16 protein-coding genes are annotated in these 14455 nt (G+C 70.8%); 7 read left to right on the top strand and 9 right to left on the bottom strand.

Going from position 1 to position 14455, the window contains the following annotated elements:
* Positions 1 to 83 precede the first annotated feature (83 nt).
* From OF819_RS25745 to OF819_RS25755, 3 genes are all read right to left on the bottom strand, one after another.
* A complete protein-coding gene (locus OF819_RS25745) occupies positions 84 to 1028 on the bottom strand; it encodes a 1-aminocyclopropane-1-carboxylate deaminase/D-cysteine desulfhydrase (RefSeq protein WP_267246027.1) in 945 nt (314 codons plus the stop codon).
* Positions 1029 to 1102: 74 nt separating this feature from the next.
* The gene (locus OF819_RS25750; RefSeq protein ID WP_267246028.1) at positions 1103 to 1948 is read right to left on the bottom strand and encodes a globin domain-containing protein; all 846 of its coding nucleotides are present in this window, start codon (positions 1946 to 1948) and stop codon (positions 1103 to 1105) included.
* Between the two features lie 63 nt (positions 1949 to 2011).
* Positions 2012 to 2455 carry an RrF2 family transcriptional regulator gene (locus OF819_RS25755; RefSeq protein WP_267246029.1) on the bottom strand — a complete coding sequence of 148 codons (444 nt, stop codon included), beginning with the start codon at positions 2453 to 2455 and terminating at the stop codon, positions 2012 to 2014.
* A 179-nt stretch (positions 2456 to 2634) separates the two neighbouring features.
* Between OF819_RS25755 and OF819_RS25760 the strand changes: the two genes are divergently transcribed.
* The 3 genes from OF819_RS25760 (at position 2635) to OF819_RS25770 (ending at position 5828) form a co-directional block, all read left to right on the top strand.
* The gene (locus tag OF819_RS25760; RefSeq protein WP_267246030.1) at positions 2635 to 4053 is read left to right on the top strand and encodes a family 2B encapsulin nanocompartment shell protein; all 1419 of its coding nucleotides are present in this window, start codon (positions 2635 to 2637) and stop codon (positions 4051 to 4053) included.
* Positions 4054 to 4220: 167 nt separating this feature from the next.
* Entirely contained in the window at positions 4221 to 5255 is a 1035-nt protein-coding gene (locus OF819_RS25765) for a family 2 encapsulin nanocompartment cargo protein polyprenyl transferase (protein ID WP_267246031.1), read from the top strand.
* 126 nt (positions 5256 to 5381) lie between these two features.
* The gene (locus OF819_RS25770) at positions 5382 to 5828 is read left to right on the top strand and encodes a DUF6304 family protein (protein ID WP_267246032.1); all 447 of its coding nucleotides are present in this window, start codon (positions 5382 to 5384) and stop codon (positions 5826 to 5828) included.
* A gap of 131 nt (positions 5829 to 5959) precedes the next feature.
* Here OF819_RS25770 and snpA read toward each other — a convergent pair whose 3' ends face one another.
* Entirely contained in the window at positions 5960 to 6619 is a 660-nt protein-coding gene (gene snpA / locus OF819_RS25775; RefSeq protein WP_267246033.1) for a snapalysin, read from the bottom strand.
* 199 nt (positions 6620 to 6818) lie between these two features.
* On the opposite strand from snpA, the gene OF819_RS25780 reads away from it, so the two are divergent.
* Together OF819_RS25780 and OF819_RS25785 are read left to right on the top strand one after the other, a co-directional pair.
* Entirely contained in the window at positions 6819 to 7781 is a 963-nt protein-coding gene (locus OF819_RS25780) for a LysR family transcriptional regulator (RefSeq protein WP_267246034.1), read from the top strand.
* A gap of 206 nt (positions 7782 to 7987) precedes the next feature.
* The gene (locus OF819_RS25785; protein ID WP_267246035.1) at positions 7988 to 8791 is read left to right on the top strand and encodes a putative protein N(5)-glutamine methyltransferase; all 804 of its coding nucleotides are present in this window, start codon (positions 7988 to 7990) and stop codon (positions 8789 to 8791) included.
* Between the two features lie 250 nt (positions 8792 to 9041).
* Here the strand turns inward: OF819_RS25785 and sodN are convergent, their stop codons facing one another.
* Positions 9042 to 9437, bottom strand: a complete 396-nt coding sequence (gene sodN / locus OF819_RS25790; RefSeq protein ID WP_267246036.1) for a superoxide dismutase, Ni — start codon at positions 9435 to 9437, stop codon at positions 9042 to 9044.
* A 192-nt stretch (positions 9438 to 9629) separates the two neighbouring features.
* Between sodN and sodX the strand changes: the two genes are divergently transcribed.
* Positions 9630 to 10049 (top strand): nickel-type superoxide dismutase maturation protease, encoded by a 420-nt coding sequence (gene sodX, locus OF819_RS25795; RefSeq protein WP_267246037.1) that lies wholly within the window; start codon positions 9630 to 9632, stop codon positions 10047 to 10049.
* On the opposite strand, the gene OF819_RS25800 is transcribed toward sodX, so the two are convergent.
* Positions 9953 to 10582, bottom strand: coding sequence for a CGNR zinc finger domain-containing protein (locus tag OF819_RS25800; protein ID WP_267246038.1), 630 nt, complete (start codon positions 10580 to 10582; stop codon positions 9953 to 9955). The two genes, sodX and OF819_RS25800, sit on opposite strands and share 97 nt — an antisense overlap.
* Positions 10583 to 10674: 92 nt before the next feature.
* Here OF819_RS25800 and OF819_RS25805 point away from each other — a divergent pair, with 92 nt between their 5' ends.
* Positions 10675 to 11442, top strand: coding sequence for a class I SAM-dependent methyltransferase (locus OF819_RS25805; RefSeq protein ID WP_267246039.1), 768 nt, complete (start codon positions 10675 to 10677; stop codon positions 11440 to 11442).
* A gap of 121 nt (positions 11443 to 11563) precedes the next feature.
* Here the strand turns inward: OF819_RS25805 and OF819_RS25810 are convergent, their stop codons facing one another.
* The 3 genes from OF819_RS25810 to OF819_RS25820 are packed head-to-tail and all read right to left on the bottom strand — an operon-like array spanning position 11564 to position 14378.
* Positions 11564 to 12358: an amino acid ABC transporter ATP-binding protein gene (locus tag OF819_RS25810; RefSeq protein ID WP_323748966.1), complete on the bottom strand. Its 795-nt coding sequence runs from the start codon at positions 12356 to 12358 to the stop codon at positions 11564 to 11566.
* Positions 12355 to 13353 (bottom strand): amino acid ABC transporter permease, encoded by a 999-nt coding sequence (locus tag OF819_RS25815; protein ID WP_416370625.1) that lies wholly within the window; start codon positions 13351 to 13353, stop codon positions 12355 to 12357. Before OF819_RS25815 ends, OF819_RS25810 begins: the two co-directional genes overlap by 4 nt.
* 56 nt (positions 13354 to 13409) lie before the next feature.
* Positions 13410 to 14378, bottom strand: a complete 969-nt coding sequence (locus OF819_RS25820; protein WP_267246040.1) for an ABC transporter substrate-binding protein — start codon at positions 14376 to 14378, stop codon at positions 13410 to 13412.
* Positions 14379 to 14455 lie beyond the last annotated feature (77 nt).

Raw genomic sequence — 14455 nt, forward strand, 5'->3', positions numbered from 1 at the left:
GCGATCGAACCGTCCTGTCGGGCCCGGTGTCGGCGTCGGTGTCCTGTCGGCGTCGGCGTCCTTGCGTCGTCGGCGCCCTTGAGTCACGGAGCCGGACGGCCGGTGATCACGGCGGTCACCGCGGCGCCGGGAGGGAAGGCCCCTTCTTCGGCGAGGGCGGTGAGCCCGTACAGCATCTTGGCCACGTACAGCCGCTCGACGGCCAGTCCGTGCCGCTGTTCGAAGTCGGCGGCGAAGGCGTCGAGCACGGGGGGCGTACGGGCGTATCCGCCGAAGTGGAAGCGCTCGTCGAGCGACCAGTTCCCGGCCGGCCCGCCGAAGGCCGCGCGCTGGATGGCGTGTATCTCCTCGCCGAGGAAGCCGCCCCGAAGGACGGGGAAGCCGATGGCCCGCCCGCCGCGGGGGAGCCCGGCGGCCAGTCCGGCGAGTGTGCCGCCGGTGCCGCAGGCGACGCCGACGACGAGGGCGTCGCCGCCCGCCCTGCCAAGCTCGCCGCCCAGCTCCCGGCCCAGGTCGGCGCAGCCGAGGGCGGCGAGGGCGTTGCTGCCGCCCTCGGGGACCACGTACACCTCGTCCGGCGCGATGTCCCCGGCGGCCTCCCGCAGGATGCGGGCCAGCACCGCGGGGTCGCGTTTCGCGCGGTAGGCAGCCCGGTCGGTGAAGTGCAGCCGCATCCCGTCCGCCGCGCACTGCGCCAGGGAAGGGTTGAGGGGGCGGCCGGCCAGCTCGTCGCCGCGTACCACCCCGACGGTGTCGAAGCCCAGCAGTCGGCCCGCCGCCGCGACCGCGCGCAGATGGTTGGAGTACGCGCCGCCGAAGGTGACCACCGGGCGGCCGGCCGCCGCCTTCAGGTTGGGCGCGAGCTTGCGCCATTTGTTGCCGGGGAGGTCCGGGTGGATCAGGTCGTCGCGCTTGAGCAGCAGACGCAGCCCGCGGGAGGTGAAGCGCTCGTCCCCGGTCTCCTGGAGCGGGGAGGGGAGCACCGGCCGCAGGGCGGCGGACAGGGAGGGCGGCGCTTCTTCGGTCACCCGTCCATTGTCGCTGTCTCGTCTTGTCGCTTCATCGACCTGCTGTGTCGAATCGCTTCGTCTGCGTGTGCCGCTCAGCGGTCGGCGAGCCACAGGTCGGGGCCGAAGACCTCGTAGTGGATGTCGGCCGCGGGCACCTCCCGGCCGAGTAGCTGCCCGCGCATCGCGCGCATGAAGGGCAGCGGACCGCACAGCCAGGCGCGCACACCGGGCGGCAGCGGAATCCCTGCCAGATCGACGAGCCCGGTGTGGACGGCCGCCGGGGTGTGGGCGGCTCGCTCGCGGCCGTCGTGCTGTTCGCACCCCTCGTGCTGTTCGTACCAGTAGTGCGCGACCGCGTCCGGGAGCTTGGCGATCAGCAGGTCGCAGTCCGCCCGCAGGGCGTGCGCGGCAGGGCTCCGGTCGCCGTGTACGACGGTGACCCGTCCGCGGTGCCCGTCGGCCGCGAGCTGCTGCAGCATCGCAGCCATGGGCGTCACTCCGATCCCGGCGGAGACGAGCAGCAGGGGCGTGTCGGCGCACTCGCGCCAGACGTCGCCCGCCCGGACGCCCTGTCGTGCGTACAGCCGGGCTTCCAGGGAGATGAGCGCGTCCGCCATCAGCCAGTAGACCTCGTCCCGGGCGGCCGCGACCTCCGGAGTGACGGCGTCGCCCAGCACCTCGGCGACGGCCGCGGAGAGAGGGGTGTGCACGGTGCGGTACTGCTCGGCGGTCACACCCAGCGAGGCGTGCTTGTGGGCGATGCGGGCCAGGATGGCGTCCGGACGGTCGTCGGGGCGTTCCGCGAGATGCGCGGCGAACGCGGCGATGGAGCCGGCCAGGGCCTGGCGCTGGGCGCCGGAGGCCTGGTTGCCGCGGTTGAACAGCTCGCGGCCGATGACTCGGACAACATGGGCGTTCCCTTGTCTTGTTCGAACCAAATAATTGGAATATTGGATGCGCATTTTTGGGGATGCGGTGCCGGGCAGCGCGGGCTGGGGGCGCTACGCGCCGCGGGTGGGGCCGAGGCCGAGCAGCAGCGGTCCGGTGGGGGAGCCGACGAGTTCCCCGACCGTGACCGGGTCGAGGGCGGTGTAGAAGGCCTCCTGGGCCCGGCGCAGCGCCCCGCGCAGCCGGCAGGCGGAGCGCAGCGGGCAAGGGGCGCCGCCTTCGCACTCGACGACGTCGCCGGGGCCCTCCAGTTCGCGAACCAGGGTGCCGACCGAGGCGGCCCGGCCGGCCGGGGTGAGCGTGAGCCCGCCGCCGCGGCCCCGGCGCGTCTCGACGAGGCCGAGGTGCTGGAGGCGGGCCACGGCCTTGGCGGCGTGGGTGTACGGGACCTGCATGGTCCCGGCCACCTCCCGGGTGGTGGGCGGGTCTTCGCCCTCTGCGACGGCCAGTCGCATCAGCACGCGCAGCGCCAGGTCGGTGAATCTTGTCAGCCGCATTGCGGCAGCGTAGAAAAATGTGCAAATGAGATGCAACTTATGCCGCGCTGTGCGAGTTGTGCGGCCAGCTTCCCGGGTGAGGGAAATGTAGTCCCATCCGTTTGTGTAATGGTGCGACGACTCACTGTGATGACAGGCTCCCTTGGCAGGTCTGAACTTGTTGATCGAGAGGGAGTCCTATGTCGGTTGATTCGGTCGGTTCGGTCGGCGAAGAGGTCCGCCAGCCGCGCGAGCAGCAGAGTCTTGGCACAGCCGCCGCGCGGAACCTCGCGACCACCACCAAATCGGCCCCGCAGATGCAGGAGATCACCTCACGGTGGCTGCTGCGCATGCTGCCGTGGGTGCAGGTCAAGGGCGGCACCTACCGGGTGAACCGCCGCCTCAGCTATGCAGTGGGCGACGGCCGCGTCACCTTTGTGCAGACCGCAGGCCAGGTCGCCGTCATCCCCGCGGAGCTCGGCGAGCTCCCGGCGCTGCGCGGCTTCGCCGACGACGACGCGCTCCGGGAGCTGGCGCAGCGCTGCGAGCAGCGCGAGTTCGCCGCCGGCGAGGTGCTGGCCGAGCGGGGGACGGCGACGGACCGGGTCTTCCTGCTCGCGCACGGCAGGGTGGAGAAGGTCGGCGTCGGGCCGTACGGGGACGAGGCGGATCTGGGCGTCCTCGCCGACGGCGCGTACTTCGGCGAGCAGGCGCTGTTGGACGGCGACGCCACCTGGGCATTCACCGCCCGCGCGGCCACCGCGTGCACCGTTCTCACCCTCACCAGGGCGGATGTGCTCAACCTCGCCGAGCGGGCGGACGGTCTGCGGGCGCATCTGGCCAGGGTCGCCGCCATTCCGCACCAGCGCACCAACAAGTACGGCGAGGCGGCGATCGATCTGGCCGCCGGCCATGTCGGCGAGGCCGTCGTGCCGCATACGTATGTCGACTACCAGGCATCCCCCCGCGAGTACGAACTGAGCGTCGCCCAGACCGTGCTGAAGGTCCACACCCGCGTCGCCGATCTCTACAACGAGCCGATGAACCAGACCGAGCAGCAGTTGCGGCTGACGGTCGAGGCGCTGCGCGAGCGCCAGGAGAACGAGCTCGTCAACCACCCCGAGTTCGGCCTGCTGAACAACTGCGACTACGCACACCGGCTCCAGCCGCACGACGGCGTGCCCAGCCCCGACGACATGGACGAACTGCTCTCCCGGCGGCGGAACTCCAAGCTCTTCCTCGCCCACCCCAAGGCCATCGCCGCCTTCGGCCGCGAGTGCAACAAGCGCGGCCTCGTCCCCGGCACCGTGGACGTCGCGGGTCACCAGGTGCCCGCCTGGCGCGGTGTGCCGATCTTCCCGTGCAACAAGATCCCGATCAGTGAGAACCGCACCACGTCCATCATCTGCATGCGTACGGGCGAGTCGGAGCAGGGTGTGGTCGGACTGCAGCAGAGCGGCATCCCGGATGAGATCGAGCCGAGTCTGTCGGTGCGCTTCATGGGCATCGACGAGCAGGCGATCATCTCCTATCTGGTGACGGCGTACTACTCGGCGGCGGTGCTGGTCCCGGACGCTCTCGGTGTGCTGGAGAACGTCGAGATCGGCCGCTGGCGCTGATGGACCGGGCTCGGCCGGGCGTACGCGCTTCGGCGCACGCCCGGCCGAGCCGAGCCGAGCCGGTCCCTGCGGCCTCGCGGCCCCGCGGTCCGCGCGCGTCCACGAGGGGGCGGCCGGCGTCCGCACAGCCGCGTCCGCGTCCCACGGAAAGGACCATCGAGTTGACCATGGCGGAATCCGTCGAGGCCCGCGAGGCCGTCGCGTTGCTGGAGCGCACCAAGAGCGTCGTCAACCCCCGGTTGCGTGCCTCCGTCGAGACGCTGCCCGGCTCCATACGGCGGGTGGCGATGTACCACTTCGGCTGGGAGCACGCCGACGGCAGACCGGCCGCGGGCTCGGCCGGAAAAGCGATCAGGCCCGCGCTGGTGCTGGCCGCGGCACGGGCGTTCGGCGGGGATGCCGAGCAGGCGGTGCGGGCCGCCGCGGCCGTGGAGCTGGCGCATAACTTCACCCTGCTCCACGACGACGTCATAGACGAGGACGCGACCCGCCGTCACCGTCCCACCGCCTGGACCGTGTTCGGCACGGCCGACGCCATCGTGGCCGGCGACGCCATGCTGGCACTCTCGCTGCGGCTGCTCGCCGAGGACCGGCACCCCGCCTCCGGCGCGGCCACGGCGCGGCTCGCCGCCTGTGTGATCGAGCTGTGCGCCGGACAGCAGGCGGACTGCGCCTTCGAGGAGCGGGCGCCGCACGAGGTCTCCCTGGACGAGTGCCTGGCCATGGCGACGGCCAAGACCGGGGCGCTGCTGGGCTGCGCCTGCGCGCTGGGCGCGCTGTACGCCGGCGCGGGCGAAGAAGAGGCCTCCGCCATGGACGCCTTCGGCCGGGAGGCCGGGCTCGCCTTCCAGCTGATCGACGATCTGATCGGGATCTGGGGCGACCCGGACCGCACGGGCAAGCCCGTGGGCGCGGATCTCGCGGCGCACAAGAAGTCGCTGCCGGTGGTGGCGGCGCTCGCCTCCGGCACCCCTGCGGGGACGGAGCTGGCCGAGCTGTACCGCGGAGCGATGAACACCCCCTCAGCTGTGCGCAGGGCGGCCGAGGCGGTCGACCGCGCGGGCGGCCGGGACTGGGCGCAGCTGCACGCCGCGGACCGGATGGCCCGCGCCGTACAGGAGCTGTCCCAGGCGGTCCCCGATCTCAAGGCCGCGGGCGATCTGCTGGCCCTGGCGGAGTACGTCACCCGGCGCAGCCGATGAGAGAGCCGACGAGAGAGACCTGAGAAAGCCGCGTGCTCCCTCGACGCGGGTGCATCTCACCCGGTATGCCCACAAGTGCTGAGACGCATTGCTGGATTCGCGAAGGATCTTCGCTACAGTCCGCGCATGCCATTGGAGTCGACTGAAGTCTGGGCGGGCTGGTACCGCGACCGACGGGGTGCCGAGGCTGTGACCATCACGGCCCGCGCGGGTCAACTGCGCACACTGATCAGGGGATCCGAGTACACGGGCGGGTCGTTTGCCGCGATAGGGCCGGCGGCCGGCGGAGCCCCGCTGCCGCCCTGTGTGCTGGAGTGGGATATGCCCCTCCCGGTGCACACGCCCGACGGGTCCGTGCAGCACGCCACGCTGAGCTGTCTGCTGACGCTGGGCGAGGTGCGCGGGGACGGCTCCAGGGACCGCACGGATCTCAGCCTCACCCTCCATCTCGGCGGCGCGGCCTATGAATCCGGCGTCGTGGGCGGCGACTTCGACGATGCGCTGTCGGTCATCCGCCGCCAGCTCCCGCCGGGCACGGAGCTGGGCAGCAGCCTGGCCCCGGTGGAGGCCTGACGGTCCTTCCGGCCGCGTGAGCCGGAGCCGCGGCGAACGGCGAGGGGCGTCCCGCCGAGGACGACGGCGGCACGCCCCTCGCTCAGGCTTCTCCGCCTTTCTCCGCTTTTCTCAGGCTTTGTCGGGCCTTCTCAGGAGACACGCTCCAGGGCGGCCGCCAGGCCGTTGGCCCACAGCGCGTTCACCCGGGCACGCTCACGTGCGTCCGGGTAGGCGTTCTGGCAGGACGGTCCAGGGCCGCCGCCTGACATCAGCTCGCTGCACGGGCCCGAGTAGTGGTCCGGCAGACCCAGCACATGCCCGGTCTCGTGCGAGGTGACGCGGGTCGAGTTGTAGATCTGGTTCTGCCGGTAGTCCAGGAAGATGTACCCGTGCCCGTGGCCGTCCGTGCTCGCGTACGAGCCCCGCGGGTCATTGCCCTCGTAGTACGCGAAGTCCCCGCGGCCCGAGGTCTCGCGCAGCGTCACATTGCTGACGGAGCCGTTCCAGATCTGTGTGCTCTGGGCTATCTGGCTGCGGAAGCTGGGTGCGCGCGAGGCGTTGTAGACGACGGTCACGGCCTGCGCGCCGGGGTTCGCGGCGCGCTTCTCGGCCACCGACTTCACGACGGCTTCGAAAAACGCCTTCGTCGCGGCGGCGTCCTCGGCGGAGCCTTCGTAGGCGGCATACGAGGGCGGTGCGGCGGGCGACGGGGCGGCGGGCTGCGGTGCGGCGGCCGCGGGCGTAGCGCCGAGCGAGGCGGAAAGAGCGAGGCCGGCGGCGGCGACGAGTAACGATCTGAGGTGGCGCATAGGGGGCTCCTGCTCGTCCGATGAACGGGTTCGGTGAACGGTTCGGCAGTCAGAGTGTCGGGGACATGTCATGTCGCCGGAATGATGTCAACGGCTGATAACACCAGGGCATCAGCCCCCGCCGGATGCCTCGGTGCGCCCCGCTCTGCACCGACTCAGGTGTCTGGTGTGGCTGTTGGGGTCCCCCTACCCTCGGCTCATGGAGCTCGAGGTGAGGCACCTCCGCGCCCTGTGCGCCATCGCTGACACCGGCAGCCTGCACAAAGCCGCCCGACGGCTGGGCGTGAGCCAGCCGTCCCTGACGACACAGCTGCGCCGCATCGAGAACTTCCTCGGCGGCGAGTTGTTCAGCCGTGAGCGCAGCGGCTGCCGGCCCACCCCGCTGGGCCGTTCCGTACTGATCCGGGGCCGCCCGCTGGTGGCCGAGATGAACGCCCTCGTCGCCGAGGCCAGGGCCGCGGCCGCCCGCACCGGCGGCCCCCGGCTGCGCATCGGCTCGACCGCGAGCCGTGCGCTGCCCGGCTGGCTGCGTCGGCTGCGCAAGCGGCTGCCCGCCACCGACATCTCGCTCCAGATGGACGTCTCCGCCAACGCCCTGCTGCGGATGACAGCCGCGGGCCAGCTTGACGTCGCCTTTGTGCACGAGGTGGAGGGCTGCCCGCTGCGGCGGCCGGACGGGCTGGCCGCACGGGTCCTCCTCGACCGCGAACCGCAGTTCGTCTCCATGGCCCTCGACCACCCGGCGGCCGCCGCACCCGTCGTCGACCTCGCCGACCTCGCGGGCGACCGCTGGATGGTCGACCCGACCGTGGACGGCGAGTGGGACGGGCTGAACCGCGTGCTCGCCGCCGCCGGGATCACCCCCCAGGTGCTGCACGGGGACTACCACACCGCCGCCTCGCTGATCGTCGTCGGCGAGGCCGTCGCACCCTGCCAGCCCACCTCCGGACCACGCGACGACATGGCGATCCGTCCGCTGCGCGGCGACCCCCTCGCCGTCCGGCTGCTGCTGTTCACCCGCCGCCGCGGGTGCGAGGAACTGTACGCGGCGGTGTACGAGGACCTCGTCGCGGCCTACCGCGATGCGGCGCTGCGTTCGGCGGCGTACCGGTCATGGCTGGTACGGCACGGAAGTCCGCTGCTCGGCGCGCCCGCGGCATGATCGGTGCGTGGGGTAGGGTGGCCGTCCCGCGCGTGGGCCTGCTGCCCACGGCCGGACACGACCTTGGAGGTGAGACCCATTACCGCAGTGGCAGGACGGGCGCTCTCCTTTCACGATGCCCATACGGGGTCCGCCGGAGACAGGTGACCAGGAGTCTGGGAGACCGGGAGACCGGAAGAGCGCCTCAGGCGATCCGAAAGGCTCCGATGTCCCTTCCTTCCCCTCTTTCCTCCCCCGTCGCCGGATTTGTCGTCGACACCCTCCGCGCCGCAGGCTGCGTCTTCGCCGAGGACGAGGCCCGTCTGATGCTCTCCGCCGCCCGCACCCGGACGGAACTCGCCGCACTCGTGGCGCGCCGGGCCGGCGGCGTGCCGCTCGAACACGTCCTGGGCTGGGCGGAGTTCTGCGGGCTGCGGATCGCGGTGGAACCCGGCGTCTTCGTACCGCGCCGCCGCACCGAGTTCCTCGCCCGCGAGGCGGCCGCGCTGGCCCGCCCCGGATCCGTCGTGGTCGACCTGTGCTGCGGCACGGGCGCGGTGGCCGCGGCCGTCGCTGCCGCCGTGCCCGGCGCCGAGGTGCACGCGTCCGACGTCGAACCGGCCGCGGTGCGCTGCGCACGCCGCAACCTCGCCGCCGCGGGCGCCCGGGTCCACGAGGGCGATCTCTACGCCCCCCTCCCCGCCGACCTGCGCGGCCGCGTCGACGTACTGATCGCCAACGCCCCCTATGTGCCCACACACCACATCGGCCTGCTGCCCCCGGAGGCACGGGACCATGAACCCCTGCTCGCCCTGGACGGTGGCGCGGACGGCCTCGACGTCCAGCGCCGCGTGGCGACGGCGGCGCCCGACTGGCTTGCCCCCGGCGGCGCACTGCTCATCGAGACAAGCGAGGACCAGGCCCCGTCCACGGCCCGGGCGGTCGAGGACGGCGGACTGGTCCCGCGCATCGCCGAATCGGAGGAGCTGTACGCCACGGTCGTCATCGGCATAGCCCGCCGATCCCGCTGAACGCACTCCTGCCGGAAAACGGCCGCACCCGGCTCCGCACGCCGCACAGGCGCACGCGGAACCGGGTGCGGGAGCAGCCCGAGTCAGCGGATGACGCGCTGGGGCTCAGCTGAAGGTCTCGTACGACGGAGTGTCGACGCCGGTCAGCTCCCGCGACCGGAACGGCGCTCGCCAGTTGCCGGTCCCAACGAATCGGGGGCCTGATCCCTGTTGTGGATCAGGCCCCCGCGGTCTGCAGGACGCGCCTCGGTCAGGCCTTCTTGGTCTCCCAGAAGATCTTGTCGATCTGGGCGATGTAGTCCAGCGCCTTCTGGCCCGTCGCCGGGTCCGTGGACGCCTTCGCCGCGGACAGGGACTTCAGCGCGTCGTTCACCAGCTGGTGCAGCTCCGGGTACTTCTCGAAGTGCGGCGGCTTGAAGTAGTCGCTCCAGAGCACCGAGACATGGTGCTTGGCGAGCTCGGCGCGCTGCTCCTTGATGTCCGTGGCGCGGGCCTGGAAGTGCGGGTCCTGGTTGGCCGCCATCTTCTCCTGGATGGCCTTGACCGATTCGGCCTCGATGCGGGCCTGGGCCGGGTCGTAGACGCCGCAGGGAAGGTCGCAGTGGGCGCTGACCTTGACCTTGGGCGCGAACAGGCGGGAGAGCATTGAGCTGTCCTTCCTCGTGATCGTCTTCTCAGGTGGGACATTACTCCGTGAGAGAAGGGATTTCGCGAGTGCCCCCTAGGGCTTAGGACGAAAGTCCGGGGTCAGTATGGGACTGGTTGGGGAATCCCCCACGCCCGCGGGGGCGGACGGGGAAGGACGTACCGGGGGAGTCGAGGGACTCGGAGGCAGCTGATGACTGAGCAGGGGCGGGAGCCGAAAGCGCCGTTCGGGGTCGCCGAGGTGACGGGGCCTTCCATGGTGCCCACGCTGTACCACGGCGATCAGCTCCTGGTGCACTACGGCGCGGTGGTGCGGCCCGGCGATGTCGCGGTGCTGCGCCATCCGCTCCAGCAGGATCTGCTGATCGTCAAGCGGCTGGTCGAACTGCGCCCGGACGGGTGGTGGGTGCTCGGGGACAATCCGGGTGCCGAGGGTGACAGCAGGCTTTTCGGCAGCGTGCCCGAGGAGCTGGTGCTCGGGCGGGTGCGCGGGCGGTACCGGCCGCGGCCGGCCGGTCAGCGTTCGGTGCGGGCGCTGCTCTCCTGGGGCTTCTCGGCGGTGCGGCCGGTCTTCTGTGACCGCTCCGCCTCCAGGCGTTTGCGGGCGCGGTAGGCGGCCACGTTGGCGCGGGTCGCGCAGCGGTCCGAGCAGTAGCGGCGGGAGCGGTTGGTGGAGGTGTCGAGGTAGGCGTTGCGGCACGGCGGCGCCTGGCACAGGCCGAGCCGGTCGACCCCGTACTCCGTCAGATGGAAGGCCAGCCCCATCGCCGCGATGGCGGCATAGCCGGCGGTGGCGTTGGAGGGATGCTCCGCCAGGTGCATATGCCAGCGCGGGTGGCCCTCGTCGTCCAGATAGTCATGGCCGGAGATCTGCGGGCTCACCGGGAACTCCATCAGCAGGGAGTTCAGCAGGTCCACGGCCTGAGCCTGGTCGCCGGAGTCCGCGGCCGTGAAGACCGCGCGCAGTCTGCCGCGCACCGACCGGAACCGGGACACATCCGCGTCCGTGGCGCGCCGCGCCGTCTGGGACGACGCGCCGAAGAGCGCCCGGACGGCCTCGACCGACGTCAGGCTGTCCTTGTTGCGCGCCGGTTCCTCGGTGTTGACCAGACGCACTGCGAAGTCCGAGTAATAGGCCAGTTCCACTTGTAGTCCTTACGGCGGCGGTCTAATGTCGAGGTAATAGATGGCTCTGTTTCGAGGGTATTACGCACCGCGATGCGATCCGGAGGAATCCCATGTCCGAGACAGTCACCGGCCAGGACGCCGACTGGCAGGCCTGGCAGCACAGCTGGGACCGCCAGCAGGAGTGGTACATGCCCGACCGCGAGGAGCGGTTCCGCGTCATGCTCGACATGGTCGAGGCCATGGTGGGTCCCGAACCCCGGGTGCTGGACCTCGCGTGCGGCACGGGAAGTATTACGGACCGGCTGCTCAAGCGGTTCCCCAAAGCGGTCAGCACCGGCGTCGACCTCGACCCCGCGCTGCTGGCCATCGCCCGCGGCCACTTCGCCGGCGATGACCGCGTCACGCTCGTCACGGCCGACCTCAAAGACCCCGAATGGGTGAAGCGGCTGCCCCATGACTCGTACGACGCCGTGCTCACCGCGACCGCCCTGCACTGGCTGCGCAGCGAACCGCTCGCCGCGCTGTACGGACAGCTCGCGGGCCTGGTGCGGGAGGGCGGCGTCCTGATGAACGCCGACCATATGATCGACCCCGCCACACCCCGCATCAACGCCGCCGAGCGTGCCCAGCGGCATGCCCGGATGGACCGCGCCAAGGCGGCGGGAGCCCTCGGCTGGAGCGAGTGGTGGCAGCTCGCCGCCCGGGACCCGCAGCTCGCCGGACCCACCGCGGAGCGCTTCGCGATCTACGGCGAGCACGCCGACGGCGACACCCCCTCGCCGCAGTGGCACGCCGAGGCGCTGCGCGCGGCGGGCTTCGCGGAGGCGCGGGCCGTATGGGCCTCGCCCAGTGACACGCTGATGCTCGCGGTCAGGTAACTCGCGGTCAGGTGACTCGCGGGCGGAGAGACGGTCGGGGAGGCGGGCGGACGGCGCCGAGACGGCAGAGGGCGGACGGGGAACAGCAGTCCCCGTCCGCCCCGGCGCCTTCATATAACCGTCAGAGAACCTTCGAAAGGAACGCCTTCGTACGGTCCTGCTGCGGATTCGTCAGCACATCGCGCGGGTGGCCCGACTCGACCACCACACCGCCGTCCATGAACACCAGCGAGTCGCCGACCTCACGGGCGAAGCCCATCTCGTGCGTGACGACGATCATCGTCATGCCGTCCTCGGCGAGACCGCGCATCACATCGAGCACCTCGCCCACCAGCTCGGGGTCGAGCGCCGACGTCGGCTCGTCGAAGAGCATCAGCTTTGGCTCCATCGCCAGCGCACGGGCGATGGCGACGCGCTGCTGCTGGCCGCCGGAGAGCTGGGCCGGGTAGTTCCCGGCCCGGTCCGACAGGCCGACGCGGTCCAGCAGCCGCACGGCCCGCTCCCGGGCGGCGGCCTTGGACTCCCGCTTGACCTGGACGGGCGCCTCCATGACGTTCTCCAGCGCCGTCATATGCGGGAAGAGGTTGAAGCGCTGGAAGACCATGCCGATGTCCCGGCGCTTCAGCGCGACCTCCCGGTCCCGCAGCTCGTAGAGCTTGTCGCCCTTCTGCCGGTAGCCGACCAGCTCGCCGTCGACGTACAGCCGACCGGCGTTGATCTGCTCCAGGTGGTTGATGCAGCGCAGGAACGTCGACTTGCCGGAGCCGGACGGCCCCACGAGGCAGAACACCTCGCGCGGCGCCACCTCCAGGTCGATGCCCTTGAGCACCTCGATATGGCCGAAGGACTTGTGGACGCCCTCCGCCTTGACCATCGGCCGGCCGGAGTCGGGGGTCTTCACATCGGTGGACTTCATACGGTCTTGCCTCCCACCTGGCTCGGAACCCGGAACGAGGTGAGCTGGGCCTTGAGTCGCTGCAGAGGTGTCGGCGGCAGCGTGCGGTTGCTGCCGCGGGCGTAGTAACGCTCCAGGTAGTACTGGCCGATGCTGAACACCGTGGTCAGCGCCAGGTACCAGATGGAGACGATGATCAGGGACTCCATGACGGCGAGCGTCCGGGAGCCGAGCTGCCGGCCGCGCAGGAACAGCTCCCCGTAGCCGATGGCGAACGCCAGCGACGAGGTCTTCAGCATATTGATGAACTCGTTGCCGGTCGGCGGGATGATCACCCGCATCGCCTGCGGCAGCACGATGCGGCGCATCGTCTGGGAGCCCTTCATGCCCAGGGCGTGGGCCGCCTCGGTCTGGCCGGTGTCGACCGACTGGATGCCGGCCCGGGTGATCTCCGCCATGTACGCGGCCTCGTTCAGGCCGAGCGCCAGCAGCGCGGCCACGAACGGCGTCATGACGTCGTTCATCTCGTTCTTGTAGATCGGCCCGAGATCGAGCGTCGCGAAGACGAGCGAGAGGTTGAACCACAGGAAGATCTGCACCAGCACCGGGGTGCCGCGGAAGAACCAGATGTACGCCCAGGCGACGGACGACAGCACCGGGTTCGGCGACAGCCGCATCACGGCCAGGATCGCGCCGAGGACGACGCCGATCGTCATCGACAGCACGGTGATCTTGAGCGTCTCCCAGGCGCCCCAGGCGAAGGTGCCGTCGAGGAGCTTGTCGCCGACGACGCTCCACTGGATCTGGGCGTCGGCGAACGCCTTCACCAGCAGTCCGAGGAGCGCCAGCACGACGACGCTGCCGATCCAGCGCCCGTAGTGGCGGACGGGGATGGCCTTGATCGCCTCGGGGCGGGCGGCGGCCACGGCTGCGCCGTGGCCGCCGCCGCTGCCGCCGTCCTTCGGGTCTGAGCCCTGGGGGTCCGGGGTGGGGACCTTGTCGAGAGGGTCGGTCACTTCGGTTGCCTTACGTTATGCCGTGCGGAGTGGAGGAGCGGCGAGCGGTGTTCCGCTCACTTGCCCGCGTTGACCGTGGCCGTCTCGATGGCGCCGGACTCGGCCTTCCACTTCTTCAGCACCTCGCCGTAAGCGCCGTCGTCGATGATCTTCTGGACGGCGGCCTTGAGGGCGTCGCGCAGCTCCGGGTTCTGCTTGCTGACCGCGATGCCGTACGGTGCGGCGTCGATCTGCTCGCCCACGACCTGGAAGAGGTTGCCGCCGCCGGCCTCCAGCTCGTTGTAGAGGGCCACCGGGAAGTCGGTGATCACGGCGTCGGCGCGCTTGGTCTGCAGCTGGGTGATGGAGTCGGTGTCCTGGTCGGAGATGAACTCCTTGATCTTCTCGTCACCGCACTTCTGCTGCTGGGCCTTGAGCAGGTCCTCGTTGGCCGTGCCGCGCTGGGCGGCCACGGTCAGACCGCACAGGTCGTCGAGCGTGCTGATGTTCTTCGGGTTGCCCTTGTGGGTCAGGATCGCGGAGCCGGCCTTGAAGTAGTTCACGAAGTCGGCGCCGCCCTTGGCGTCCTCGCTCGCGCCCTGCTGGCGCTCCTTGGTGTCCGTCATGGAGGACATCACGATGTCGTGGCGGCCGTTGTTCATACCCAGGACGAGCTGGTCGAACGTGGCGTTCTCAAACTTGAACTCGACGCCCAGGACCTTGCCCAGCTCCTTGCCGAGGTCGATGTCGACGCCGGCCGGCTGGTTGCTCTCGTCCATGAACTCCATCGGCGCGTACGCGATGTCCGAGCCGACCTTGATGACCTTGGACTCCTGGTACTTCGCCGGGAGCTGGTCGAACAGCGGGGCGGCGGAGGCGGCGGGCGTCTCCTTGCCGGTGCCGCCGCTCTCGCTGCCCTTGTCGGTCTGATCCCCGCAGGAGGTCAGAAGCAGGGTTCCAGCGACCGCTACGGCGCTGATCGCGGCAAGGCGGGAGGTGCTGCGAGTCCTTGCGGCGAAGGCGCGGCGGGTGGTGCTTGCGGTCATAGTCGGTGCCTCCGGCGGCGTGATGAGGGAGTTGCCAGTCGCTGGTCCACTCGGGGGTTTACGTGGGGGGTCGTCGC

This window comes from Streptomyces sp. PR69, assembly GCF_026420845.1.
Classification (GTDB): Bacteria; Actinomycetota; Actinomycetes; order Streptomycetales; family Streptomycetaceae; genus Streptomyces.

Excerpts from the sequence above, each read along its gene's own strand:
- OF819_RS25755 (WP_267246029.1), bottom strand. The coding sequence starts at position 2,455 with ATGCGGCTGACAAGATTCACCGACCTGGCGCTGCGCGTGCTGATGCGA.
- OF819_RS25760 (WP_267246030.1), top strand. The coding sequence starts at position 2,635 with ATGTCGGTTGATTCGGTCGGTTCGGTCGGCGAAGAGGTCCGCCAGCCG.
- OF819_RS25765 (WP_267246031.1), top strand. The coding sequence starts at position 4,221 with ATGGCGGAATCCGTCGAGGCCCGCGAGGCCGTCGCGTTGCTGGAGCGC.
- OF819_RS25770 (WP_267246032.1), top strand. The coding sequence starts at position 5,382 with ATGCCATTGGAGTCGACTGAAGTCTGGGCGGGCTGGTACCGCGACCGA.
- snpA (WP_267246033.1), bottom strand. The coding sequence starts at position 6,619 with ATGCGCCACCTCAGATCGTTACTCGTCGCCGCCGCCGGCCTCGCTCTT.
- OF819_RS25780 (WP_267246034.1), top strand. The coding sequence starts at position 6,819 with ATGGAGCTCGAGGTGAGGCACCTCCGCGCCCTGTGCGCCATCGCTGAC.
- OF819_RS25785 (WP_267246035.1), top strand. The coding sequence starts at position 7,988 with ATGTCCCTTCCTTCCCCTCTTTCCTCCCCCGTCGCCGGATTTGTCGTC.
- sodN (WP_267246036.1), bottom strand. The coding sequence starts at position 9,437 with ATGCTCTCCCGCCTGTTCGCGCCCAAGGTCAAGGTCAGCGCCCACTGC.
- sodX (WP_267246037.1), top strand. The coding sequence starts at position 9,630 with ATGACTGAGCAGGGGCGGGAGCCGAAAGCGCCGTTCGGGGTCGCCGAG.
- OF819_RS25805 (WP_267246039.1), top strand. The coding sequence starts at position 10,675 with ATGTCCGAGACAGTCACCGGCCAGGACGCCGACTGGCAGGCCTGGCAG.
- OF819_RS25810 (WP_323748966.1), bottom strand. The coding sequence starts at position 12,358 with ATGAAGTCCACCGATGTGAAGACCCCCGACTCCGGCCGGCCGATGGTC.
- OF819_RS25820 (WP_267246040.1), bottom strand. The coding sequence starts at position 14,378 with ATGACCGCAAGCACCACCCGCCGCGCCTTCGCCGCAAGGACTCGCAGC.